Source organism: Giesbergeria giesbergeri (assembly GCF_054779375.1).
Map to the genome: position 1 here is coordinate 1 of NZ_BAAGYJ010000012.1, position 17,917 is coordinate 17,917.

The 17,917-nt window shown below is 58.6% G+C and carries 15 protein-coding genes; 4 read left to right on the top strand and 11 right to left on the bottom strand.

Translation table 11 applies throughout. From position 1 onward, the window contains the following. From ACYVB2_RS14305 to ACYVB2_RS14320, 4 genes are all read right to left on the bottom strand, one after another. On the bottom strand, nucleotides 1-361 hold a 361-nt coding region (locus ACYVB2_RS14305; RefSeq protein ID WP_460537081.1), incomplete at its 3' end, for an electron transfer flavoprotein subunit beta/FixA family protein. 163 nt (nucleotides 362-524) lie between these two features. Continuing rightward, a complete protein-coding gene (locus tag ACYVB2_RS14310) occupies nucleotides 525-1,838 on the bottom strand; it encodes a mechanosensitive ion channel family protein (RefSeq protein WP_382434393.1) in 1,314 nt (437 codons plus the stop codon). Nucleotides 1,839-1,840: 2 nt separating this feature from the next. Further along, nucleotides 1,841-2,668 carry an enoyl-CoA hydratase gene (locus tag ACYVB2_RS14315; protein WP_382434395.1) on the bottom strand — a complete coding sequence of 276 codons (828 nt, stop codon included), beginning with the start codon at nucleotides 2,666-2,668 and terminating at the stop codon, nucleotides 1,841-1,843. A gap of 5 nt (nucleotides 2,669-2,673) precedes the next feature. After that, the gene (locus ACYVB2_RS14320; protein ID WP_382434397.1) at nucleotides 2,674-3,627 is read right to left on the bottom strand and encodes a histone deacetylase family protein; all 954 of its coding nucleotides are present in this window, start codon (nucleotides 3,625-3,627) and stop codon (nucleotides 2,674-2,676) included. A gap of 43 nt (nucleotides 3,628-3,670) precedes the next feature. On the opposite strand from ACYVB2_RS14320, the gene ACYVB2_RS14325 reads away from it, so the two are divergent. The 4 genes from ACYVB2_RS14325 to mltB are packed head-to-tail and all read left to right on the top strand — an operon-like array spanning nucleotide 3,671 to nucleotide 8,843. Then, nucleotides 3,671-4,591, top strand: a complete 921-nt coding sequence (locus ACYVB2_RS14325) for an AAA family ATPase (RefSeq protein WP_382434399.1) — start codon at nucleotides 3,671-3,673, stop codon at nucleotides 4,589-4,591. Between the two features lie 2 nt (nucleotides 4,592-4,593). Continuing rightward, a complete protein-coding gene (locus tag ACYVB2_RS14330; RefSeq protein ID WP_382434401.1) occupies nucleotides 4,594-5,634 on the top strand; it encodes a DUF58 domain-containing protein in 1,041 nt (346 codons plus the stop codon). A 31-nt stretch (nucleotides 5,635-5,665) separates the two neighbouring features. Further along, nucleotides 5,666-7,741 carry a transglutaminase TgpA family protein gene (locus ACYVB2_RS14335; protein ID WP_382434403.1) on the top strand — a complete coding sequence of 692 codons (2,076 nt, stop codon included), beginning with the start codon at nucleotides 5,666-5,668 and terminating at the stop codon, nucleotides 7,739-7,741. 25 nt (nucleotides 7,742-7,766) lie between these two features. Beyond that, on the top strand, nucleotides 7,767-8,843 hold the full coding sequence (gene mltB / locus ACYVB2_RS14340) for a lytic murein transglycosylase B (RefSeq protein WP_382434405.1): 1,077 nt from the start codon (nucleotides 7,767-7,769) through the stop codon (nucleotides 8,841-8,843). Here the strand turns inward: mltB and ACYVB2_RS14345 are convergent. From ACYVB2_RS14345 to ACYVB2_RS14375, 7 genes are all read right to left on the bottom strand, one after another. Next, nucleotides 8,840-10,255, bottom strand: coding sequence for a TolC family outer membrane protein (locus ACYVB2_RS14345; protein WP_382434407.1), 1,416 nt, complete (start codon nucleotides 10,253-10,255; stop codon nucleotides 8,840-8,842). The two genes, mltB and ACYVB2_RS14345, sit on opposite strands and share 4 nt — an antisense overlap. A gap of 3 nt (nucleotides 10,256-10,258) precedes the next feature. Continuing rightward, entirely contained in the window at nucleotides 10,259-11,629 is a 1,371-nt protein-coding gene (locus tag ACYVB2_RS14350; protein WP_382434410.1) for an HlyD family type I secretion periplasmic adaptor subunit, read from the bottom strand. Nucleotides 11,630-11,683: 54 nt separating this feature from the next. Further along, complete coding sequence (locus ACYVB2_RS14355; RefSeq protein WP_382434412.1) at nucleotides 11,684-13,414, bottom strand: type I secretion system permease/ATPase; 1,731 nt, start codon at nucleotides 13,412-13,414, stop codon at nucleotides 11,684-11,686. A gap of 23 nt (nucleotides 13,415-13,437) precedes the next feature. Beyond that, nucleotides 13,438-15,183, bottom strand: coding sequence for a type I secretion system permease/ATPase (locus tag ACYVB2_RS14360; RefSeq protein ID WP_382434414.1), 1,746 nt, complete (start codon nucleotides 15,181-15,183; stop codon nucleotides 13,438-13,440). Continuing rightward, nucleotides 15,180-15,788: a hypothetical protein gene (locus ACYVB2_RS14365; protein ID WP_382434416.1), complete on the bottom strand. Its 609-nt coding sequence runs from the start codon at nucleotides 15,786-15,788 to the stop codon at nucleotides 15,180-15,182. Before ACYVB2_RS14365 ends, ACYVB2_RS14360 begins: the two co-directional genes overlap by 4 nt. A 250-nt stretch (nucleotides 15,789-16,038) precedes the next feature. Beyond that, nucleotides 16,039-16,962 carry a DHH family phosphoesterase gene (locus tag ACYVB2_RS14370; RefSeq protein WP_382434418.1) on the bottom strand — a complete coding sequence of 308 codons (924 nt, stop codon included), beginning with the start codon at nucleotides 16,960-16,962 and terminating at the stop codon, nucleotides 16,039-16,041. Then, entirely contained in the window at nucleotides 16,913-17,899 is a 987-nt protein-coding gene (locus ACYVB2_RS14375; RefSeq protein ID WP_382434420.1) for an ion transporter, read from the bottom strand. Before ACYVB2_RS14375 ends, ACYVB2_RS14370 begins: the two co-directional genes overlap by 50 nt. Nucleotides 17,900-17,917 lie beyond the last annotated feature (18 nt).

Consider the following 17,917-nt stretch of genomic DNA (forward strand, 5'->3'; position numbering starts at 1 on the left):
CGATGGCTTGCTTGCCCAAAATGATGAGGCCGGGTTGTTCTTTGTCCACCAGCGCCTTGAGCAGCTTGGCCACGGCCAGCGGTTGCAGTTCGGCCTCGGTTTCGACCAAGATGGCGCGGTCGGCGCCAATCGCCATAGCCGTGCGCAGGGTTTCCTGGCACTGGGCGGTGCCGCAGGAGACGGCGATCACCTCAGTGGCCAAGCCTTTTTCTTTCAGACGCACGGCTTCTTCGACGGCAATTTCGTCAAAGGGGTTCATGCTCATTTTGACGTTGGCGATGTCCACGCCGGTGCCATCGGATTTGACACGCACTTTCACGTTGTAGTCCACCACGCGCTTGACTGGGACCAATACCTTCATTGCTGCGGCTCCTAAGAGAGTTGTCGATTGAATTGACGTTACGTAAACTGAGACATTCTATGTCCTACTGCGCTGCTTGGGCAGACTGTGCATAGTGTGCACATGCAGTGGCCTGGCTTAATGGCTGGCTTGCGGCGTAAAGCACAGAGGAGATACTGCTGTCTCAAGAGGCGATTGGCCCCACCGATGGGGGTGGATTTTGTCCTACCAATTCCACCACTCGGCGCGGATAAGGAATATCGATGGCATGGGTCTGCAAGGCGCGCAAAATGGCAAGGTTGATTTGCGAGCGCAAGCCCAACAGGCCATTTTCTGGATCAGCAATCCAGAATCCTACGGTGAACTCCAAACCATCGGCGCCAAAGGCCGACAAAGCCACACTTGGGGCTGGATCGCGCAATACGCGATCACTGACCAATGCCGCTTCTTGCAACAAACGCATCACCAAATCGACATCACTGTCATAGCCCACACTGACCACTGTGGAATGCCAAACACGCGGATCGGCAAGCGAAAAATTCTCTACCCGCTGTGTAATCAGCATCTCATTGGGCACGATGGATTCACGGCCAGCACCAGAACGGATGACGGTGTAACGGGTGGTGATATCGGTGACGCGGCCCTCAAAATTGTCGATACGGACATTGTCACCAATGCGCACACTGCGTTCGGCCAAGATGACAAAACCACTGACATAGTTGGCCGCCAGTTTTTGCAAACCGAAGCCAATACCCACGCCCACAGCACCACCCAAGACAGACAAAGCCGATAAATCAATGCCCACGGTGGATAAGGCGAAGATCAGCCCAAGAAACACGAACACGGCCCGGGCCACGTTGCTAAGGGCTTTGCGCACTGACAAATCACTGCCACTGGCCGAATGCAGTAAACGGGCCTCGATAGTGGAAGATACCCACAGCGTCAGGATCAGCACCGCACCCGAGGTCAGGATGCCCTCCAAAATGGTACGCACTGACAAGGTAGAACTGCCCACCTTCCAGCGGATGTCGTCTAGATCCTGCAACACCAACGGCAGCAGCCCTGTGACCCACAACACCATGCAGCCCCAAGCCAGCCAAGAAATAGTACGCTCGATGGGGTGCAACCAAGTGGCCCGCGGAAAGGCCACTTGCAACACTTTGACACCGATGCGAATCACCATCAATGCCATTAAGACTGGAATGGCAACCTTGAAGACAGCCAGCGTAATCCATTGAGTCAGCAGGGCTTGGGCCAGATAGCCCAGTCCCAAGAGGACGGCAGGAAACAGCGCACCATCCAAGATCTTGTGACCAAACAAGATGGATTGCGTGTCACTGCGGCCCAAAGCCCGGCGCAGCCCCGACACCAGCAACCAAGCCAGCAGCACACACAGCGCCAGCGAACCCAATTCGATCAGCACGGTGGGTTGCAAGAAGGCTTGGAACCAACGTCCTACATCGTCAAACATCACTGGTGGGGGAGGTGTCTTGGCCATTGCTAGCGCGGGGTCCTTGCTTCGTGTTGGCTGGGAGGCTTCCACGCGGGGGTGCGTTTCTCAACAAAGGCACGGGCACCCTCTTGAGCCGCTGCGTCCATCATGTTGACTGCCATGGTCTGGCCTGCCAATTGGTAGGCGGCATCCGTGCCCAGCTCGCGCTGTTGGTACACCAATGCCTTGCCCATAGCAATGGCAGCACGGGGCTTCTCCAAAATGGAAGAGACCAGTTTTTCCACCTCGGCGTCCAGTGCCTCCACAGCAACCACCCGGTTGAGCAGCCCCCGCTCCAGCGCCGTACGGGCATCCATAAAATCACCGGTGAGCAGCATTTCCATTGCCTGCTTGATAGGTACATTGCGCACCAAAGGCACACTGGGCGTGGCACAAAACAAACCGTAATGGATGCCACTGGTCGCAAAAGTGGCCTGTTGCACCGCTACAGCCAAATCGCACTGCGCAACCAACTGGCAGCCCGCAGCAGTTGCCATGCCCTGTACTTTGGCAATGACGGGCACGGGCAACCGCTGAATGGACAACATCACTTTGCTGCACTGGGCAAACAGTGCTTGGTACCAAGCCAACTCGGGGTGGGCAGCCATGTCTTTCAGGTTGTGCCCAGCACAGAATGCCTTGCCAGTAGCGGCCAGCACCACTACCCGAACACTGTCATCGCGGGCGATAGCGTCGAGCGCCTGCTGCAAAGCCACCAGCATCTCGGCACCCAAGGCGTTGAAGCGGGTGGGGTCGTTCAGTGTCAGGGTGACAACGCCACGGGCATCGTGCTCCACCTGCAACACGGTCGTGGAAAGGGAGGTAAGGGTGCTCATGGGCGTTACAGGTCAGCCAACACGCGCAAATGCGCCTCAACGCTGCGCGCCAAGGCGCTGGGCACATAGCCACCCTCCAGACAGGACACAATGCGCCCTTGGGAAAAGCGGCGGGCAATATCTTTGATACGCAAAGTGATCCAAGTGTAGTCTTGCTCGACCAAACCCAACTGGCCCATGTCGTCTTCGCGGTGGGCATCAAAGCCCGCGCTGATAAAGATCATTTCGGGCTTGAACTCCTCCAAACGTGGAATCCAAGTCATCTCGATCATCTCGCGGATGTCCATCCCTTTGGTGTAGGCCGACACCGGGACATTGAGCATGTTGGCGGCGGGGTTTTGGTCGCCGCTGTAAGGAAAGAATGGATGCTGAAAGAAGCTCACCATCAGTGCGCGCTCATCGCCCGCCAAGATGTCTTCAGTCCCATTGCCGTGGTGAACGTCAAAGTCGATCACGGCCACACGTTGCAGGTTGTAGCGTTGCAGAGCGTACTTGGCAGCAATAGCCACATTGTTGAAAAAACAAAAACCCATCGCCTTGTCACGACAGGCGTGGTGTCCGGGTGGACGCACCGCGCAAAAAGCGTTTTCCAATTCGCCAGCCATCACCGCATCGGTGGCCGCCAGTGCCGCCCCTGCCGAACGCAGCGCCGCCTGCCAAGTATGGACGTTGATGGAGGTATCAGGGTCTACCTGAGTGTGGGTAGGGCCACCAGCGGCCACTTCTTCGCGCAGCCAATCGGTCAAGCCACGCATTGCAGCAATGTGCAGGCGCCCGTGGGCCAACTCGATATCGGCCAGTGCCGCCTCGGGCGCTTCGCAACGCTCCAACGCATCACTGACACCCGTCACCAGTAAACGGTCTTCAATAGCGTCCAAACGCTCAGGGCACTCGGGGTGGCCTGGGCCCATTTCATGTTTCCAGCAATCGCGGTGGGTGTAATAACCTGTCTTTCCCATAGGTGTGTCTCCGTCGGTCGTTTTTTTCGGATAACGTTGCGCTATGCATGCACAGCAAAAAATCAAATCGCTTTTGGATCAGCTTAACACGGTGATTGTGGGCAAGGCAGCACGCGTGCAAGACTGTGTGGCCTGTTTGCTCGCGGGCGGGCACCTGCTGATTGAGGACGTGCCCGGTGTGGGCAAGACCACTTTATCTCACGCATTGGCACATACTTTTGGACTGCAGTTTGCCCGTGTGCAATTTACAGCCGACCTGATGCCCAGCGATCTCATCGGTGTCTCGGTCTATGAGCGTGGGCAGGAAGCGTTTGTCTTTCATCCTGGCCCCGTGTTTACACAGGTGTTGCTGGCCGACGAGATCAACCGTGCCAGCCCCAAAACACAAAGCGCACTGCTAGAAGCCATGGAAGAAAAACAGGTGTCGGCAGAGGGAGAAACACGCCCATTGCCACAGCCCTTTTTTGTCATTGCCACGCAAAACCCACAAGATCAGTTGGGTACCTATGCCTTGCCCGAGTCGCAATTAGACCGTTTTCTGATGCGAATTTCACTGGGCTACCCCGACCGACGGTCTGAGCGGCTGCTGCTGGCAGGCAGCGACCGACGCGCGATGGCAGCCACTGCCAGTCCAGTGCTTTCAGCGGCAGACTTGGCTGCATTGCAACAGCAGGTACTGGCTATTCATGCCGCCGATCCGCTGCTCGATTATGTGCAAGACCTGATTGCCGCCACCCGCTCTGGTCATTGGTTTGTGCAAGGGCTGTCGCCACGCGCAGGCATTGCCTTGGTGCGAGCTGCCAAGGCACAGGCACTCATCAGCGGGCGCGACTATGTGGCACCCGACGATGTGCAGGCCATCATCGCCCAAACCATTGCCCACCGCTTGGTGCCTGTGGGCAATGCTGGGCGGGGTGCCATAGAGCAGGTGCGGGCTATGGTCGATAGCGTACCGCTGCCCTGACCATGCGTTCTATTGCCCAAGCCACCGCTGCCAGCCCAGCCACTGCTCGGGGTTGGCAGGCACGGTGGGCTGCCATCGACCCACTGGCCGCTGCACGGCGCCGACTGGCGCGCTGGTGGCAGGCACGGCTACCACTGTCCGACACCTTGACGCTGACCCAGCGCAACGTCTACATCCTGCCCACCGGGCCAGGATGGATGCTGGCCTTGACACTGTTGGTGCTGCTGGTGGCATCCATTAACTACCAGCTCAATCTGGGCTATCTGCTCACTTTTCTGCTGGCTGGCAGCGCCGTGGTGGGCATGCATGTCTGTCATGGCACTTTGCGTGGATTGACCTTGCATCTACAAGCCCCAGAAGCCCATTTTTTGGGCCAAAGTGCCGTGCTAGATGTGCAGCTGAGCAGCGAGCGACATACACCTCGCTTTGGCATTGCCGTGGCAGTGCATGGTAGTAGCCAATGGGCGTGGACGGATGTGCCCGCACAAGGATCGGCCAAGGTACAGATTGCCTTCGCACCCAGCCACCGAGGGCTACACCCAATACCCATGCTGACGGCAGAGACTCGCTTTCCACTGGGCACGTTCCGGGTCTGGACGCTTTGGCGCCCAGCAACGCAGGTACTGGTGTACCCAGCCCCCGAAATTCCAGCGCCGCCTTTGCCTCCGGGCGAACCCCATGCCAGTGGCACAGGCAGTACCCATAGCCAAGGTATGGGAGATTTTGAAGGCGTGCGCGCCTACCGCCGTGGTGATGCCTTGCAATTGGTCGTATGGAAAAAAGCGGCGCAGGCTTTGGCCAGCGGCAGTGATGCCCTGGTCAGCCGTGACAGCCTACAGATGCAGCGGCATGAGCTGTGGTTGACCCCAGAGCGCACAGGCCTGGCGGATACCGAGGCCCGCCTATCTCGCCTGACGGCCTGGGTACTCCAAGCAGACCGACTGGGACTGGACTACGGCCTGCGCCTGCCAGGCTTAGAAATTCCCCCGAGCAGTGGTGCTGCCCAGCGCCAACGCTGCCTGCAAGCACTGGCTCTGTGCTGATAGCAGGCCGCCCCTTTTTGCTGCAACGCCCATGTCTGTGACTTCTGCACCACCACCAGCCTCTTCTGGCCATCTGCGCCAAACGCTGGCTACATTGCCACGCGACACCCGCGACACCTTGTTCATGCTGGGCGTGATTGCTTGGGTGATTGCACCACAGGTGGGACGCCTGCCTTGGTGGGCCAGTGCCTTGGCCGCATCCTTTCTGTTCTGGCGTGGCATTCTGTCTTGGCGCGGACAGGCACTGCCCAACCGCTGGCTGTTATTAGGGGTAGTGGTGATCGCTGTGGGGGCCACGCTGATCACCTATCGCACCATTCTGGGGCGGGATGCGGGTGTTACCTTGATTGTGCTGCTGCTGACGCTCAAAACACTGGAACTGCGTGCCCGACGCGATGCACTGGTGGTGTTTTTTCTGGGCTTTTTCACCATGCTCAGCAATTTCTTTTTCTCGCAGTCGCTGCTCACTGCCGTGGCCATGCTAGTGGCCTTGATGGGGCTACTGACCGCATTGGTCAATGCCCACATGCCTGTAGGCCGCCCCCCCCTGCTGCTGCCTTTGCGTACCGCAGGCATGATGGCGGTGTTGGGAGCGCCGATTATGTTGGCGCTGTTTGTTTTCTTTCCGCGTATGGCACCGTTGTGGGGGATGCCCAGCGATGCCCTGAGTGGGCGCAGCGGCTTGTCGGGAACCATGGAGATAGGCCATGTAGCCAAACTGGCACTGGACGACAGTGTGGTGATGCGTATTCGCTTTGACACCCCTGGTCATGTTGCACCACCCGCCTCGCAGTTGTATTTTCGTGGCCCGGTACTGTCGGAATTTGATGGTTGGCAGTGGCGTGCCCCCACATTGCGTCAAGACCCGTGGCTAGGGCAATGGAGCCTGCTGACGCAAATGCGTGTGCAGGGGGAACCGATACGGTATACCGTGACATTGGAGCCGCACCAGCGGCCCTGGCTGATGGTGCTGGAAGCAGCCACCGAAAAACCAGCACTCAACGGGGCCAACCCGTTCATGACCCCAGACCTTCAATGGCTGTCCACACGCCCCATCACGGATGTCGTGCGTTATAGCGCCGAAAGCTATCCCGATTTTCAGCATGGCCCAACGCGCATGACAGATGCTTTGCGTGACTTGGCCCTGTTACCAGCCAGTTCTAACCCACGCACCGTGGCATTGGCGCAGACACTGCAAGCCGACCCAGCCATTGCCCAAGGCGGCACACAGGCTTTGGTCGATGCCGTACTGCATCGTTTGCGCACAGGTGGCTACGAATACACACTAGAGCCAGGCCTCTATGGTCAACACAGTGCTGATGAGTTTTGGTTTGACCGCAAAGTCGGTTTTTGTGAACACATTGCGTCATCTTTTGTGATTTTGCTGCGTGCCGCCGGTGTGCCAGCGCGCATTGTGACCGGCTACCAAGGCGGCGAGTCCAACAATGTTGATGGTTATTGGACTGTACGCCAGAGTGACGCACATGCTTGGGCAGAAGTATGGATGGAGCAGCGTGGCTGGGTTCGTGTTGACCCTACAGGCGCCGTGGCTCCAGGGCGGATAGGCCAGTTCCAGCGCCTGACAGCCCCCAGAGGCGTGTTCGGCGAGGCGATGGGCACAGTCATCAGCCCCGGCATGGTGCAGCAACTGCGTGCGGTCTGGGAGGCCATGAACAACCACTGGAACCAATGGGTGCTGAACTACACACAAAGCCGCCAACTGGATCTGCTCAAGGCGCTAGGCTTTACTGCGCCCAGCTGGCAAGACCTGGCCCGTGTATTGGGTGGTCTGCTGGGGGTGGCTGCACTGCTCGGGGCCGCCTGGACACTCTGGGAGCGCCGCCAGCATGACCCTTGGCTGCGCCTCTTGGCGCGTACCCGCCAACGGCTGGCCCAGGCCGGACTGGTACTGCCCGATAGCACCCCACCACGCACCATCGCCACGCAAGTACAGGCGCAATTTGGTGACAGTGCCCATGCCCTGTGCGCTTGGCTGCTGGAGTTGGAACAATTGCGCTATGCGCCATCTCCTGCGGCGTCTGGGCAACTGCGGCAGTTACAGCGGCGCTGGCACAGCCTGCCTTGGCCTGCCCCCCGCAGTTCTTGAACCTTTTGCTGAAAGTAGTCTGCCAATGCGCTCTCTTGTCTCCCACCTGATTTTTCTGCTGGCCGCCAGCACATTGCCTGCCACCGCTATAGCAGAAAAGTTACCCCGCTCTGGCCATGCCGCACCAAGCCACCATGCCTATGCGGGTCGGGCAGATGCAATGCTGTTGGCACAGGACATGGCCGCACGCCATCAATGGGATGTGGATTGGGTACGCGACGTGATCGGTCAAGCCCGATTTTTACCCCAAGTTCCACCCTTAATGCTGCCCTCAGGCGCTGCTGGAGCCAAGAACTGGCAGCTCTATCGCAGCCGCTTTGTCGAACCCGTCCGCATTCGGGCTGGGGTGCGTTTTTGGAAAAAATACCGCGCCACGCTGGCCCAAGCCGAGCATCTGTATGGCGTCCCTGCCGAGATCATTGTGGGCATCATTGGTGTAGAAACCCTATATGGTCAGCAGATGGGCAACTTCCGCGTCATCGATGCCTTGGCAACGCTGGCTTTTGACTTTCCAAGCGCCCACCCACGCGCACAGGCACGGCAAGCCTATTTCCAAGGGGAACTCGAGCAGTTGCTGACCTTAGCCCAGCAAACGGGCATCAATCCACTGGTACCACGGGGCAGCTATGCTGGGGCGATGGGCTTGGGGCAGTTCATGCCATCGAGCTGGGTACGCTATGCTGTAGATGGCAATGGCGATGGCCATATCGACCTGTTTGACAACGTGCCCGATGCAATTCACTCGGTGGCCAACTACTTTGTGGCACATGGCTGGCACCCAGGCATGCCCACCCATTACCCCATCGAATTTAACCCTGCGGGTGTAGACCTAGAGACACTACTGGCCCCCGACATACGCCCCACCTTCAGTGCCCGTGACATGGACGAGCATGGCGTGCAACTGGGCGCCACAGGCCAAGCCCACGGGGGATTGCTAGCACTCATTGAACTCAAAAACGGTCAGCAGCCTGCCACCTATGTGGCAGGCACCGACAATTTTTATGCCATCACGCGCTACAACTGGTCTAGCTATTACGCAATGGCAGTGATTGAACTGGGGCAGGCTGTCCAACAAGCTCTGCGCCAACGCGCTGCACCTTAGTCGCTGGCTGGCGTTGGGTGGGGGGCCGCTGCCTGCAACCAGCCGTTGGCCAGCTCCACAGTGGACACACGGTCGGCACCCGCCAAAGATTGCAGGCGCAATTGGGAGACCAGGTACAAATAACGGGCCTGTGCCAAATCGCGCAAGGCCAGTGTTTTTTGCTGTTCGGCATTGAGCACATCAATCGTAGTGCGCACACCTGCCTCAAAGGAGCGGCGGTTGGACTGGACGGCCTGCTCTGCCGAACGCACAGCCTGCTCCAGCGCCTGGATGCGCAGCACCCCCTCCGTCACACCACGGAACTCACGGTGAACGCGCACACCCAAGTCACGCCGAGTGGCCTCTAGCATCTCCTGCGCCCGCTCTTGGGCGGCCAAAGACTGGCGCACCGTGGAGCTGATCTGCCCACCCGCATACAACGGAATCGACAGTTGCAAACCAATGGTCTTGTTGTCGTAGCGGGTGTTGACGCTGGTGACGTTATCGCTGTTGGTACGAGACCATTGGGCCACCGCGTCCAGCGTAGGCAAATGGCCAGCACGGGCTTTGTCCACCTCTAGGCGTGCAGCCTCCAACTGGGCGCGCAAGGAGCGCAACTCGGGGCTGTGTGCCTCGGCACGCTCCATCCAGGCCTCTACTGCACCGGGCACAGGGGCGCTGGCCTGAAAACGTTGCACATCCAACCGCGCCAGCACATCCATCGACTGGCCGGTCAGCACCTCCAGGCGGTGGCGCGTGAACTCCATGTTCTGCCGTGCCTCCAGCTCTTGCGCCACCGTCATGTCTAGGCGGGCCTGCGCTTCGTCAATGTCGGTGCGGGTGCCTGTGCCAGCAGCAAAGCCTTTGCGGGCTGCATCCAATTGCGTACTGTAGGTGGTCTTCTGCGCCAAAATCAGCGCCAGCTGGTCTTCAGCCAGCAGCGCATCAAAATAGGACTCGCCCACACGCACGACCAGATTCTGCTCATCACGCTCTAATGTGGCGTCGGCATCTTCCACCTGGGCTTGGGCTTGCCGCACCTGCGCTTGCTGATAAGGCCGGTAAATGGGCTGGCGCACCGACAACGACTGGTTGCTGGAATAGTAGTGGGTCTGGGTGGTGACTGGGCTACCCAGCAAACCGCGCCCAGTGGTGGTCAAGTCGTTGTAATTGCGCCCCATATTCACGGCCACATTGGGCCGCAGTTGTGCTTTGGCTTGGGGCAGGCGCTCACGGGTGGCATCGGCACCGGCACGGGCAGCACGCACTTGGGCATCATTGGCCTGCGCTGCTTCATAGGCTTGGCGCAAATCCATGGCCCAACCCGCTTGGGGAAAAGCCGCCACCACCCCAGCGACCACGGTGCTCAAGGCCAGCAGGCGAGGAATTTGCAGGGATGTTGTAGCCTGGCGTGGTTCAACACAATAGGGCATGGCTCACTCCTCTTTCATGGCCGCAGAGATGCGCTTGGTCAATGGGTGCAGCAAATAGGTCAACATGGTGCGTTCACCTGTTTTGAACACCACTTCTACTGGCATACCCGGCTGCAACTGGCGCGCTCCAAGCGCCTTCATGCCTTCGGGCGTGACTTGCACCCGCGCCAAGTAGTAGCTCATGTTGGTTTGCGGCTCGGTGAGCAAATCGCCCGAGACCGACACCACCTGACCATCCACCACCAACTGTGGCGAATGGGCAAACGAAGAGAAACGCACATCCACTGGCAGCCCAGCCTTCACACGGTCAATCAGGTGTGGCGCCACATGGGCTTCGAGCAGCAAGGGCTCCTTCTCTGGCACGATATCCATCAGTTTCTGGCCGGGCTGTACCACCCCCCCGACGGTTTGCACCGCCAGACTGACTACCTGACCAGAGACGGGTGCCTTGATCTCCGTGCGTCCGAGATCATCGGTCACGGCTTTGAACTTCTGCTCTTCGGCCAACACATCACGGCTCACATCTGCCAGCTGGGTTTCCACCTCACGGCGAAAATCCTGCTGGCGTGACAACGCGCGCTGACGCAATTCACCAATAGTGCGCTGCGCCCGTACGGTATTGCCTTGGAGATCGGCAATGGAGGAGCCGGACTCGGCCACCATGCGCTCAAGCTCCAGTTGACGATTGCGTGGCGCATAGCCTTCCTTGACCAACCCCCGAATCTGGCCCAGCTCTTCATTGAGCAAGGCCTGCTGACTCTTGCGATTGATCAAAATGCTCTCGTAGCCCTGCAACAAACCATGTTGCCCCTGAATGCTTTCTTCAATCGATTGCAAATCAGAACGCAACAGACTGCGCCGGGTCATAAAAAGCTGTTCTTGGTTGAGCATCTGCTGGCGAATCAGTGGATCGCTGCTGGCCTGCTGCAAATCTGGGTGATAGCGAATGCTGGGCTGGCCGGCCTGCTCAGCCTGCAAACGCCCCTGCATGGCCCGCAAACCCAAATAACGTTGGCGTACCGACTCGTAGTTGGCACGGGCCACGGCCTCGTCCAAACGAATCAACAACTGGCCGTCTTTGACGATATCGCCTTCACGCACCAACACCTCCTTGACGATGCCACCACTCAGGTGCTGCACCGCCTTGCGCTTGGTGTCAATGGCGACCATGCCTTGACCGGGCACCCCCTCATCCAAGGGAGCCAAACCCGCCCAGAGCAAGAAACCACCAAAACCAACACCCAAGGCCCACAAGCCCATGCGCCCAATACGCCGGGCATCACCCGGTGTCGGGGCGGTAGCGCCCGCCAGACCACCCACTGCCACCGGTGCCTGTGCGGCACTGCTGGAAGAACTCAAAGTTGCTTTACCCATGTCAAAACTCGACCGTGTTTGGATTACAAAAAAAGAGGGCGCCAGAAATGGCGTTCAGACAGGCTGCACAGCCATGGCCGTGCCAGGCTGGACAGGTGCCGCCGCTGCGCGCAAGGCAGCCAATACCTGATCGCGGGGGCCATCAGCTTGCACCTGACCATCGCGCAAAATCAACAGCCGGTCTGCCACAGCCAAAATGCCAGGGCGGTGGGTGATCAGAAACACTGTGCGCCCTGCGGCCTTCAAGCCCTGCACCGCGCGCACCAGTGCGGCTTCACCCACATCGTCGAGGTTGGCATTGGGCTCATCAAGCACTACCAGCACGGGATCGCCGTAAATGGCACGGGCCAAACCGATACGTTGGCGCTGCCCGCCCGAGAGCAAGCCCCCCGCTTCGCCAATCGGGGTGTCATAGCCTTTGGGAAAGCGCAAAATCATGTCGTGCAATCCCGCACTGCGTGCCGCGGCAATCACCTTCTCTGAGTCCACTTCGCCAAAACGGGCAATGTTCTCGGCGATGGTGCCTTCAAACAATTCAATATCCTGCGGCAGATAGCCCAAATGGGGGCCCAGTTCGGTGCGATCCCAGCCCGCCAAGGGCAGACCATCGAGCAACACCTCGCCCGATACATCAGGCCAAATACCCACCATAGTGCGCGCCAGTGTGGATTTGCCCGAACCAGACGGCCCCAACACCACTGTGACGGTGCCTGCTTCTACCGCAGTGCTCACGCCTTGGAGGATAGGGGTCTTGCGACCGGGGGCACTGGCGACCACATTGCGCAAAGTCAACGCCCCCTTGGGTGCCACCCGCGACAGTGCAGGGTCACGCTCAGGATAGTCACGCAGCAAGGTCTCGAGCCGCTCAAAAGCCGAACGCGCCCCAATAAAAGCACGCCAAGTGCCCACCATCATGTCGATGGGGGACAACGCACGGGTCATCAGCACATTGGCGGCAATCATGGCCCCCGGAGAAATTTGACCATCAATGACCAACAAAGCCCCTGCGCCCAACGACAACGATTGCTGCGAATACCGAATGAACTTGCTCCAAGCCGTGATACGGTGCGTTAGCGACTGGGCATGGGACTGCAACGCCAATGCCGTTTGGTGGCGCTCGGCCCAATGGGGACGCAGGTTGTGCACCATGCCCATAGACTCCAGCACCTCGGCATTGCGCAACTTGCTTTGCAAATAAGCACTGGTCTCTGACGTGGCCTTGGAAGCCACCTCGGAGGGTTCCACCATACGGCGGTGGCCAAACCAAGCCAGAGCCAACTGCACCAAGGCAAAACCAATCGCCAACCAACCCAACAATGGGTGCAGGAAGAACAACACGGCAATGTAGATCGGTGCCCAGGGTGCGTCAAAGAAGGCAAAAATACCATTGCCAGTAATGAACTGCCGAATCTGGATCAGATCATTGAAAGCCCGGGCTGGGCCACTGCTGGACTGGCCCAGATACGACTCAAAGCTGGCATTGAACACGCGGGTGCCCAAGGCAGAATCGAGCTGCACCCCAGCGCGCACCAGCACCCGCGAGCGCATCCACTCGGCAAAGGCCATGACACCAAATAAGAACAGTGTGATCAACGACATGGCCAGCAGGGTCAGCTCACTGCGGCTCATCATCACCCGGTCGTAGACCTGCAACATATACAGCGTGGGCGAGAGCATGAGCACATTGGCCACCATGCTGAAAATACCCACAGTGATGAACTCACGGCGAAAACTCCACAACACCTGTGTGAGTTCGCTGCGCTGGAAAAAAGAAGGCTTGCTCATAAAATCGTTTCTGTTGCCATCACTCAAGCCGCTGTGACCACCGCAGTAGCCGGACGTTGTGGGGGCTGGGCTTGTTGCTGGGCGGCCTTTTGTAGAGCGGCCAGCACTTCGTCGCGCGGGCCAAAGGCTTGCATCTGGCCGTCACGCAGCACCATCATTTTGTCGGCCACTGCCAGCACGCTGGTGCGGTGCGTCATCACCACAAAAGTGGTGCCGCGCGCCTTGAGACCAGCAATGGCACGCGCCAAGGCGGCATCGCCCTCCTCATCCAAACTGGAGTTGGGCTCATCCAGCACCACAAACACCGGATCACCATAAATCGCACGCGCCAACCCCACGCGCTGGCGCTGGCCGCCCGACAGCATGGCCCCTTCGCGCCCTACGGGGCTGTCGTAGCCCTGTGGCAGCGCCATGATGAAGTCATGCAAACCGACCGCACGTGCTGCAGCTTCTACTTTGGCCCTGTCCACTTCGCCAAAACGGGCAATGTTTTCGGCCAAAGAGCCATCAAACAATTCGATGCCCTGGGGGAGGTAGCCCACATGGGGGCCAAGTTCGGCCTTGTCCCAAGCAAAGACATCCACGCCATCCAAGCGGACTTTGCCCATTGCAGCAGGCCACAACCCCACCAATAGACGTGCCAAGGTGGTCTTGCCCGAGGCAGAAGGCCCCACCACCGCCAATACCTCGCCGGGAGCCAAGGCAAAGGCCACGCCTTTCAAGATACTGTTGTTGCCGGTGCCAGGGGCACCGGCCATGAGCTGCTCTACCTGCAACAGGCCACACGGTGCAGGCAAGGCCATGTTGTCGGGGCGGGGCGGAATAGCCTCCAGCAACTGTTCCAACCGATCCCAAGAGGCCCGCACATTCACCACGCTTTGCCACTGGGTAACCACCTGCACCAGCGGCGCCAGCACCCGTCCCCCCAGCACCGAGGCAATGATCAACATGGCATCGCCACCGTTGAGGCTGTTGTGCAGCAGCAGCCAGCAGGCCAGCCCCAGCAGTAAAGAACTCAAGACGTTTTGCAACAACTTGGAGACCGCTTGGTAACCCCCAGCACTTTCCGATGCTTTGGCTTGCAAGTTCAGAAATTCGCGCTGCTTGTTCATCCAGCGGGCGTGGATGTCACGCAACATCCCCATAGACTCGATGACCTGTGCATTGCGCAAAGAGCCATCAGCATATTGCTGCGCAGCCATTGCACTGCGGTTGGCGGCCATCAGCGGGGGTTTGGTGCTGCGCTCGTTCATCCACCCCACCAGGGTGAGCACCACCGAGAAGGCCACCGACGACCAACCCAACACCGGACTGATCAGGAACAGCAACACCAGAAAGACGATGGATACCGGCGCCTCCATCATCGCCAACAGTGCAGGAGAGTAAAGAAACTCGCGCACCTGCTTAAAGTCGTTGAAGGGCTGCTGGTTGCCACCCGGAATCCGCTTGAGATTGGCTTCAAACACCGCACGAAAGATGCGGCCAGACAGGCGCTGGTCTAGCTCTACGCTGGCGGCACGCAACATTTCGGCACGCGCCCATTCCAGCATTTCCATCACTACATACACGCCCAATATCAACAGGGTCAGCATCCACAGCGTCATGTGGCTGCGGCTGTTGACCACCCGGTCATAAACTTCGAGCATGTAGCCCGATGGGGCCAGCACCAACAGGCTTGACAGCAGGCTAAACCAGCCAGCACGGACAAAATAAGGACGCAAATCGGCCAAGGCCGTGCGCAATTCAGACGGGGGTTTGTTGGGGTTCATACCGCTTCTTCAACCATCACATACTCGGGAATTTCTGCATCCACCGCAGCCGGGGCTGCACTGGAGGCCACAGGCTCATCAGGATCGACCAGCACAAAAGAAAGCTCATACACACCATCAGGCCGACGCGCCAGCACAATCTCGCGCAATTTGCTGGCATGGAATGCGGCATCGTCTTCGGGGCGCAGCGCCAACTGGAAACGCATCCGGCCATCCAAGGTGAACATGGACAATTGCCCGCCTTTGAGGCTCAGGGTGTGGCGGTCAAAGTACACCGGGCAGGAATCGGCAAAGCGCAAGAGTGGCAAGGGCTTGTCGCCCAAGCGGGTCAGATGGAACGGGCTGCCGGGATGCTGGAATACCAACCGACAACTGCGCGAGACCGAATAAATGGCATTGCATACCATCTGGGAGCCCATCTCGGGAAAACGCTCACGCAATTGCCGATAGGCCAAGTGGTGCAGGGCCACCCGGTTCCAGATTCTGGTCTGCTGCACCAGCGGTGCCAGCGCATTGCACACCTGCGCAAAGCCTTGCTGCAAAGCTTGTAGGCGCTGCACCTGTTCGGGTGAAGCGTTGAGCGGAATGCGCAAAGTGGAATTCATATAGGAAGCAGAGTATATCTGATTCCTATATGAGATTCATATAAGACTTTTAAAGGCCAGCGCGGTTGTACCCAAAAACTGTGGATAACTCTGTGGGGAACCCTCCATCGATAGGCCGCAAACCCGCATCTTTATTGAGTCTCTACACTTTGCTCAAAAAAAAGGCAGCACGCTGTCACGACAGGGCGAGAGTCAAAAGACTATAATTTTGTCCCTCCTGGCGGCGCTGGTGGGGCGGTTGATCTGCGTTTTAAGCTACAGGGTAGGCATTAAAAGTGCCGCTGAGCAGCTCCGACAAACGCTCAACACCCATCCGAAAACCACAAGCTTGGGCATGCCCGCCGCCACCCATGCTCTCGGCCAACGCAATGCAGTCGAACTCGCTGCGTGAGCGCAGTCCCACCTTCACCCCTTTTTCTCCCGCACTCCACATCAGCGCAAAGGTGCCAGACTTGCGCGCCAAAATATCGCCCACCAAACTGTGAAACATGCCAGGGGCATTGACCATCAACCCGGCAATGCCGTTAAACACCAAGGGCTGGGCGTTTTCAGCCAGATCGGCACACAGTTTGCGGTATTTTTCGTCCATCGCCGTACCACGGGCCACAAAAGCGGCACGCTGCTCGGCGTCGAAACTGGCAATCTCCTGCCAGCGGGCCAGGTCTTGCGGCTCCATATCCAAGGCAGACAAAAAGGCTGCGCTTTCTGGGAACTCCCATTTCCAGATGTCGCGGTCTTCGATGTAGCGCAGCAAATCAGGAATCGGCCGATCAGGATGAAAAAACTCCCAGGCCAAGCGAGCACCCGACTTGTGCATGTCAAAGTGAATGACACCACAGCGGCAGGCAAAGCCAGTGAGTTTTTCGGCTGCACTCTTATGGTGGTCGAGCATGACCAACTTGGCGGCCTGCTCCTCAATACCGCGCAAAATATCGGCACTGAAAGAAAAGTCCAAGATATACACCGCACGCCCCGACACCGGGGGCAAATCGGCCAAGGTTTGCACATCGCCGTGGTCTAGGCCCACCAGCTCGGCTTGGCCGCCGTAATACAACCAAGCCGCCAAGGCTGCGCCAAACCCATCCGGACAACGACGGCCGTGGTAGAGAATCAGAGGACGGGGGTCATCCAGCGCGGGAGCCACCAGCAGTTGCAGAGGAAGAATGGTTTTCATGGGGTGCCATTGTCGCGCTCTGCACAGACTCTGGCGCTGGCATGTCCAACAGACTGCCACAATGCTGACAATAGCGTGCATGCAGGCTGTGGTCACGACTGCCGCAGCCAGGGCAGGGGGTCTGTAAGGCAGGTACCTCATGAACGCGCCGCTGCCAGCTCATCTCGGCAGTGACGATGCCCGTGGGCACCGCCAATGTGCCCCAGCCCAACAACATCATCAACGAGGCAATCAATCGCCCCAGATCGGTCTTGGGCGTGATGTCACCAAAACCCACCGTCGTCATGGTGGTGATGGCCCAATACACAGCGGTGGGGATATTGGTAAAGCCGTGGGCCGGCCCTTCAATCACATACATCAAGGTGCCCATCACCAGCACAATCATCAGCACCACCGATAAAAACACCATGATTTTGCGCCAGCTCGCGGCCAAAGCACCGCCCAGCGTTTGGTATTCCATGACGAAGGCGGTGAGCTTGAAGATACGAAAGACCCGTATCAACCGCAGCACGCGCACATCAATCAGCACATGCAGGCCAGGCACCAACAACGCCAAATAGGTGGGGAGGATAGAGAGCAGATCAATGATGCCAAAAAAACTGCGTGCATAGCGCCAAGGACGGCGCACACACAGCAGCCGGGCCAAATATTCGAGCGTAAAAATGCCCGTAAATACCAGCTCTGCCACCGCCAGCGTTTGGTGCAACCAAGCAGGCAACGCCTCCATGCTCTCCATCATCACCACCAGCACGCTGGCAACGATCAAGACAATCAGTACCTTGTCAAACCATAACCCCGCAGGCGTATCAGAGCGAAACACCACCGTATGCAGGCGTTGACGCCAACCCGCATCGGGGGTGCCGAAATAATCGGTATGGGACTTGGGTACCGGCACAGCGCCAGCAGAACGATTGGAAGGTGAAGCAACAACAGACATGGGCCTGAAGATAACGCA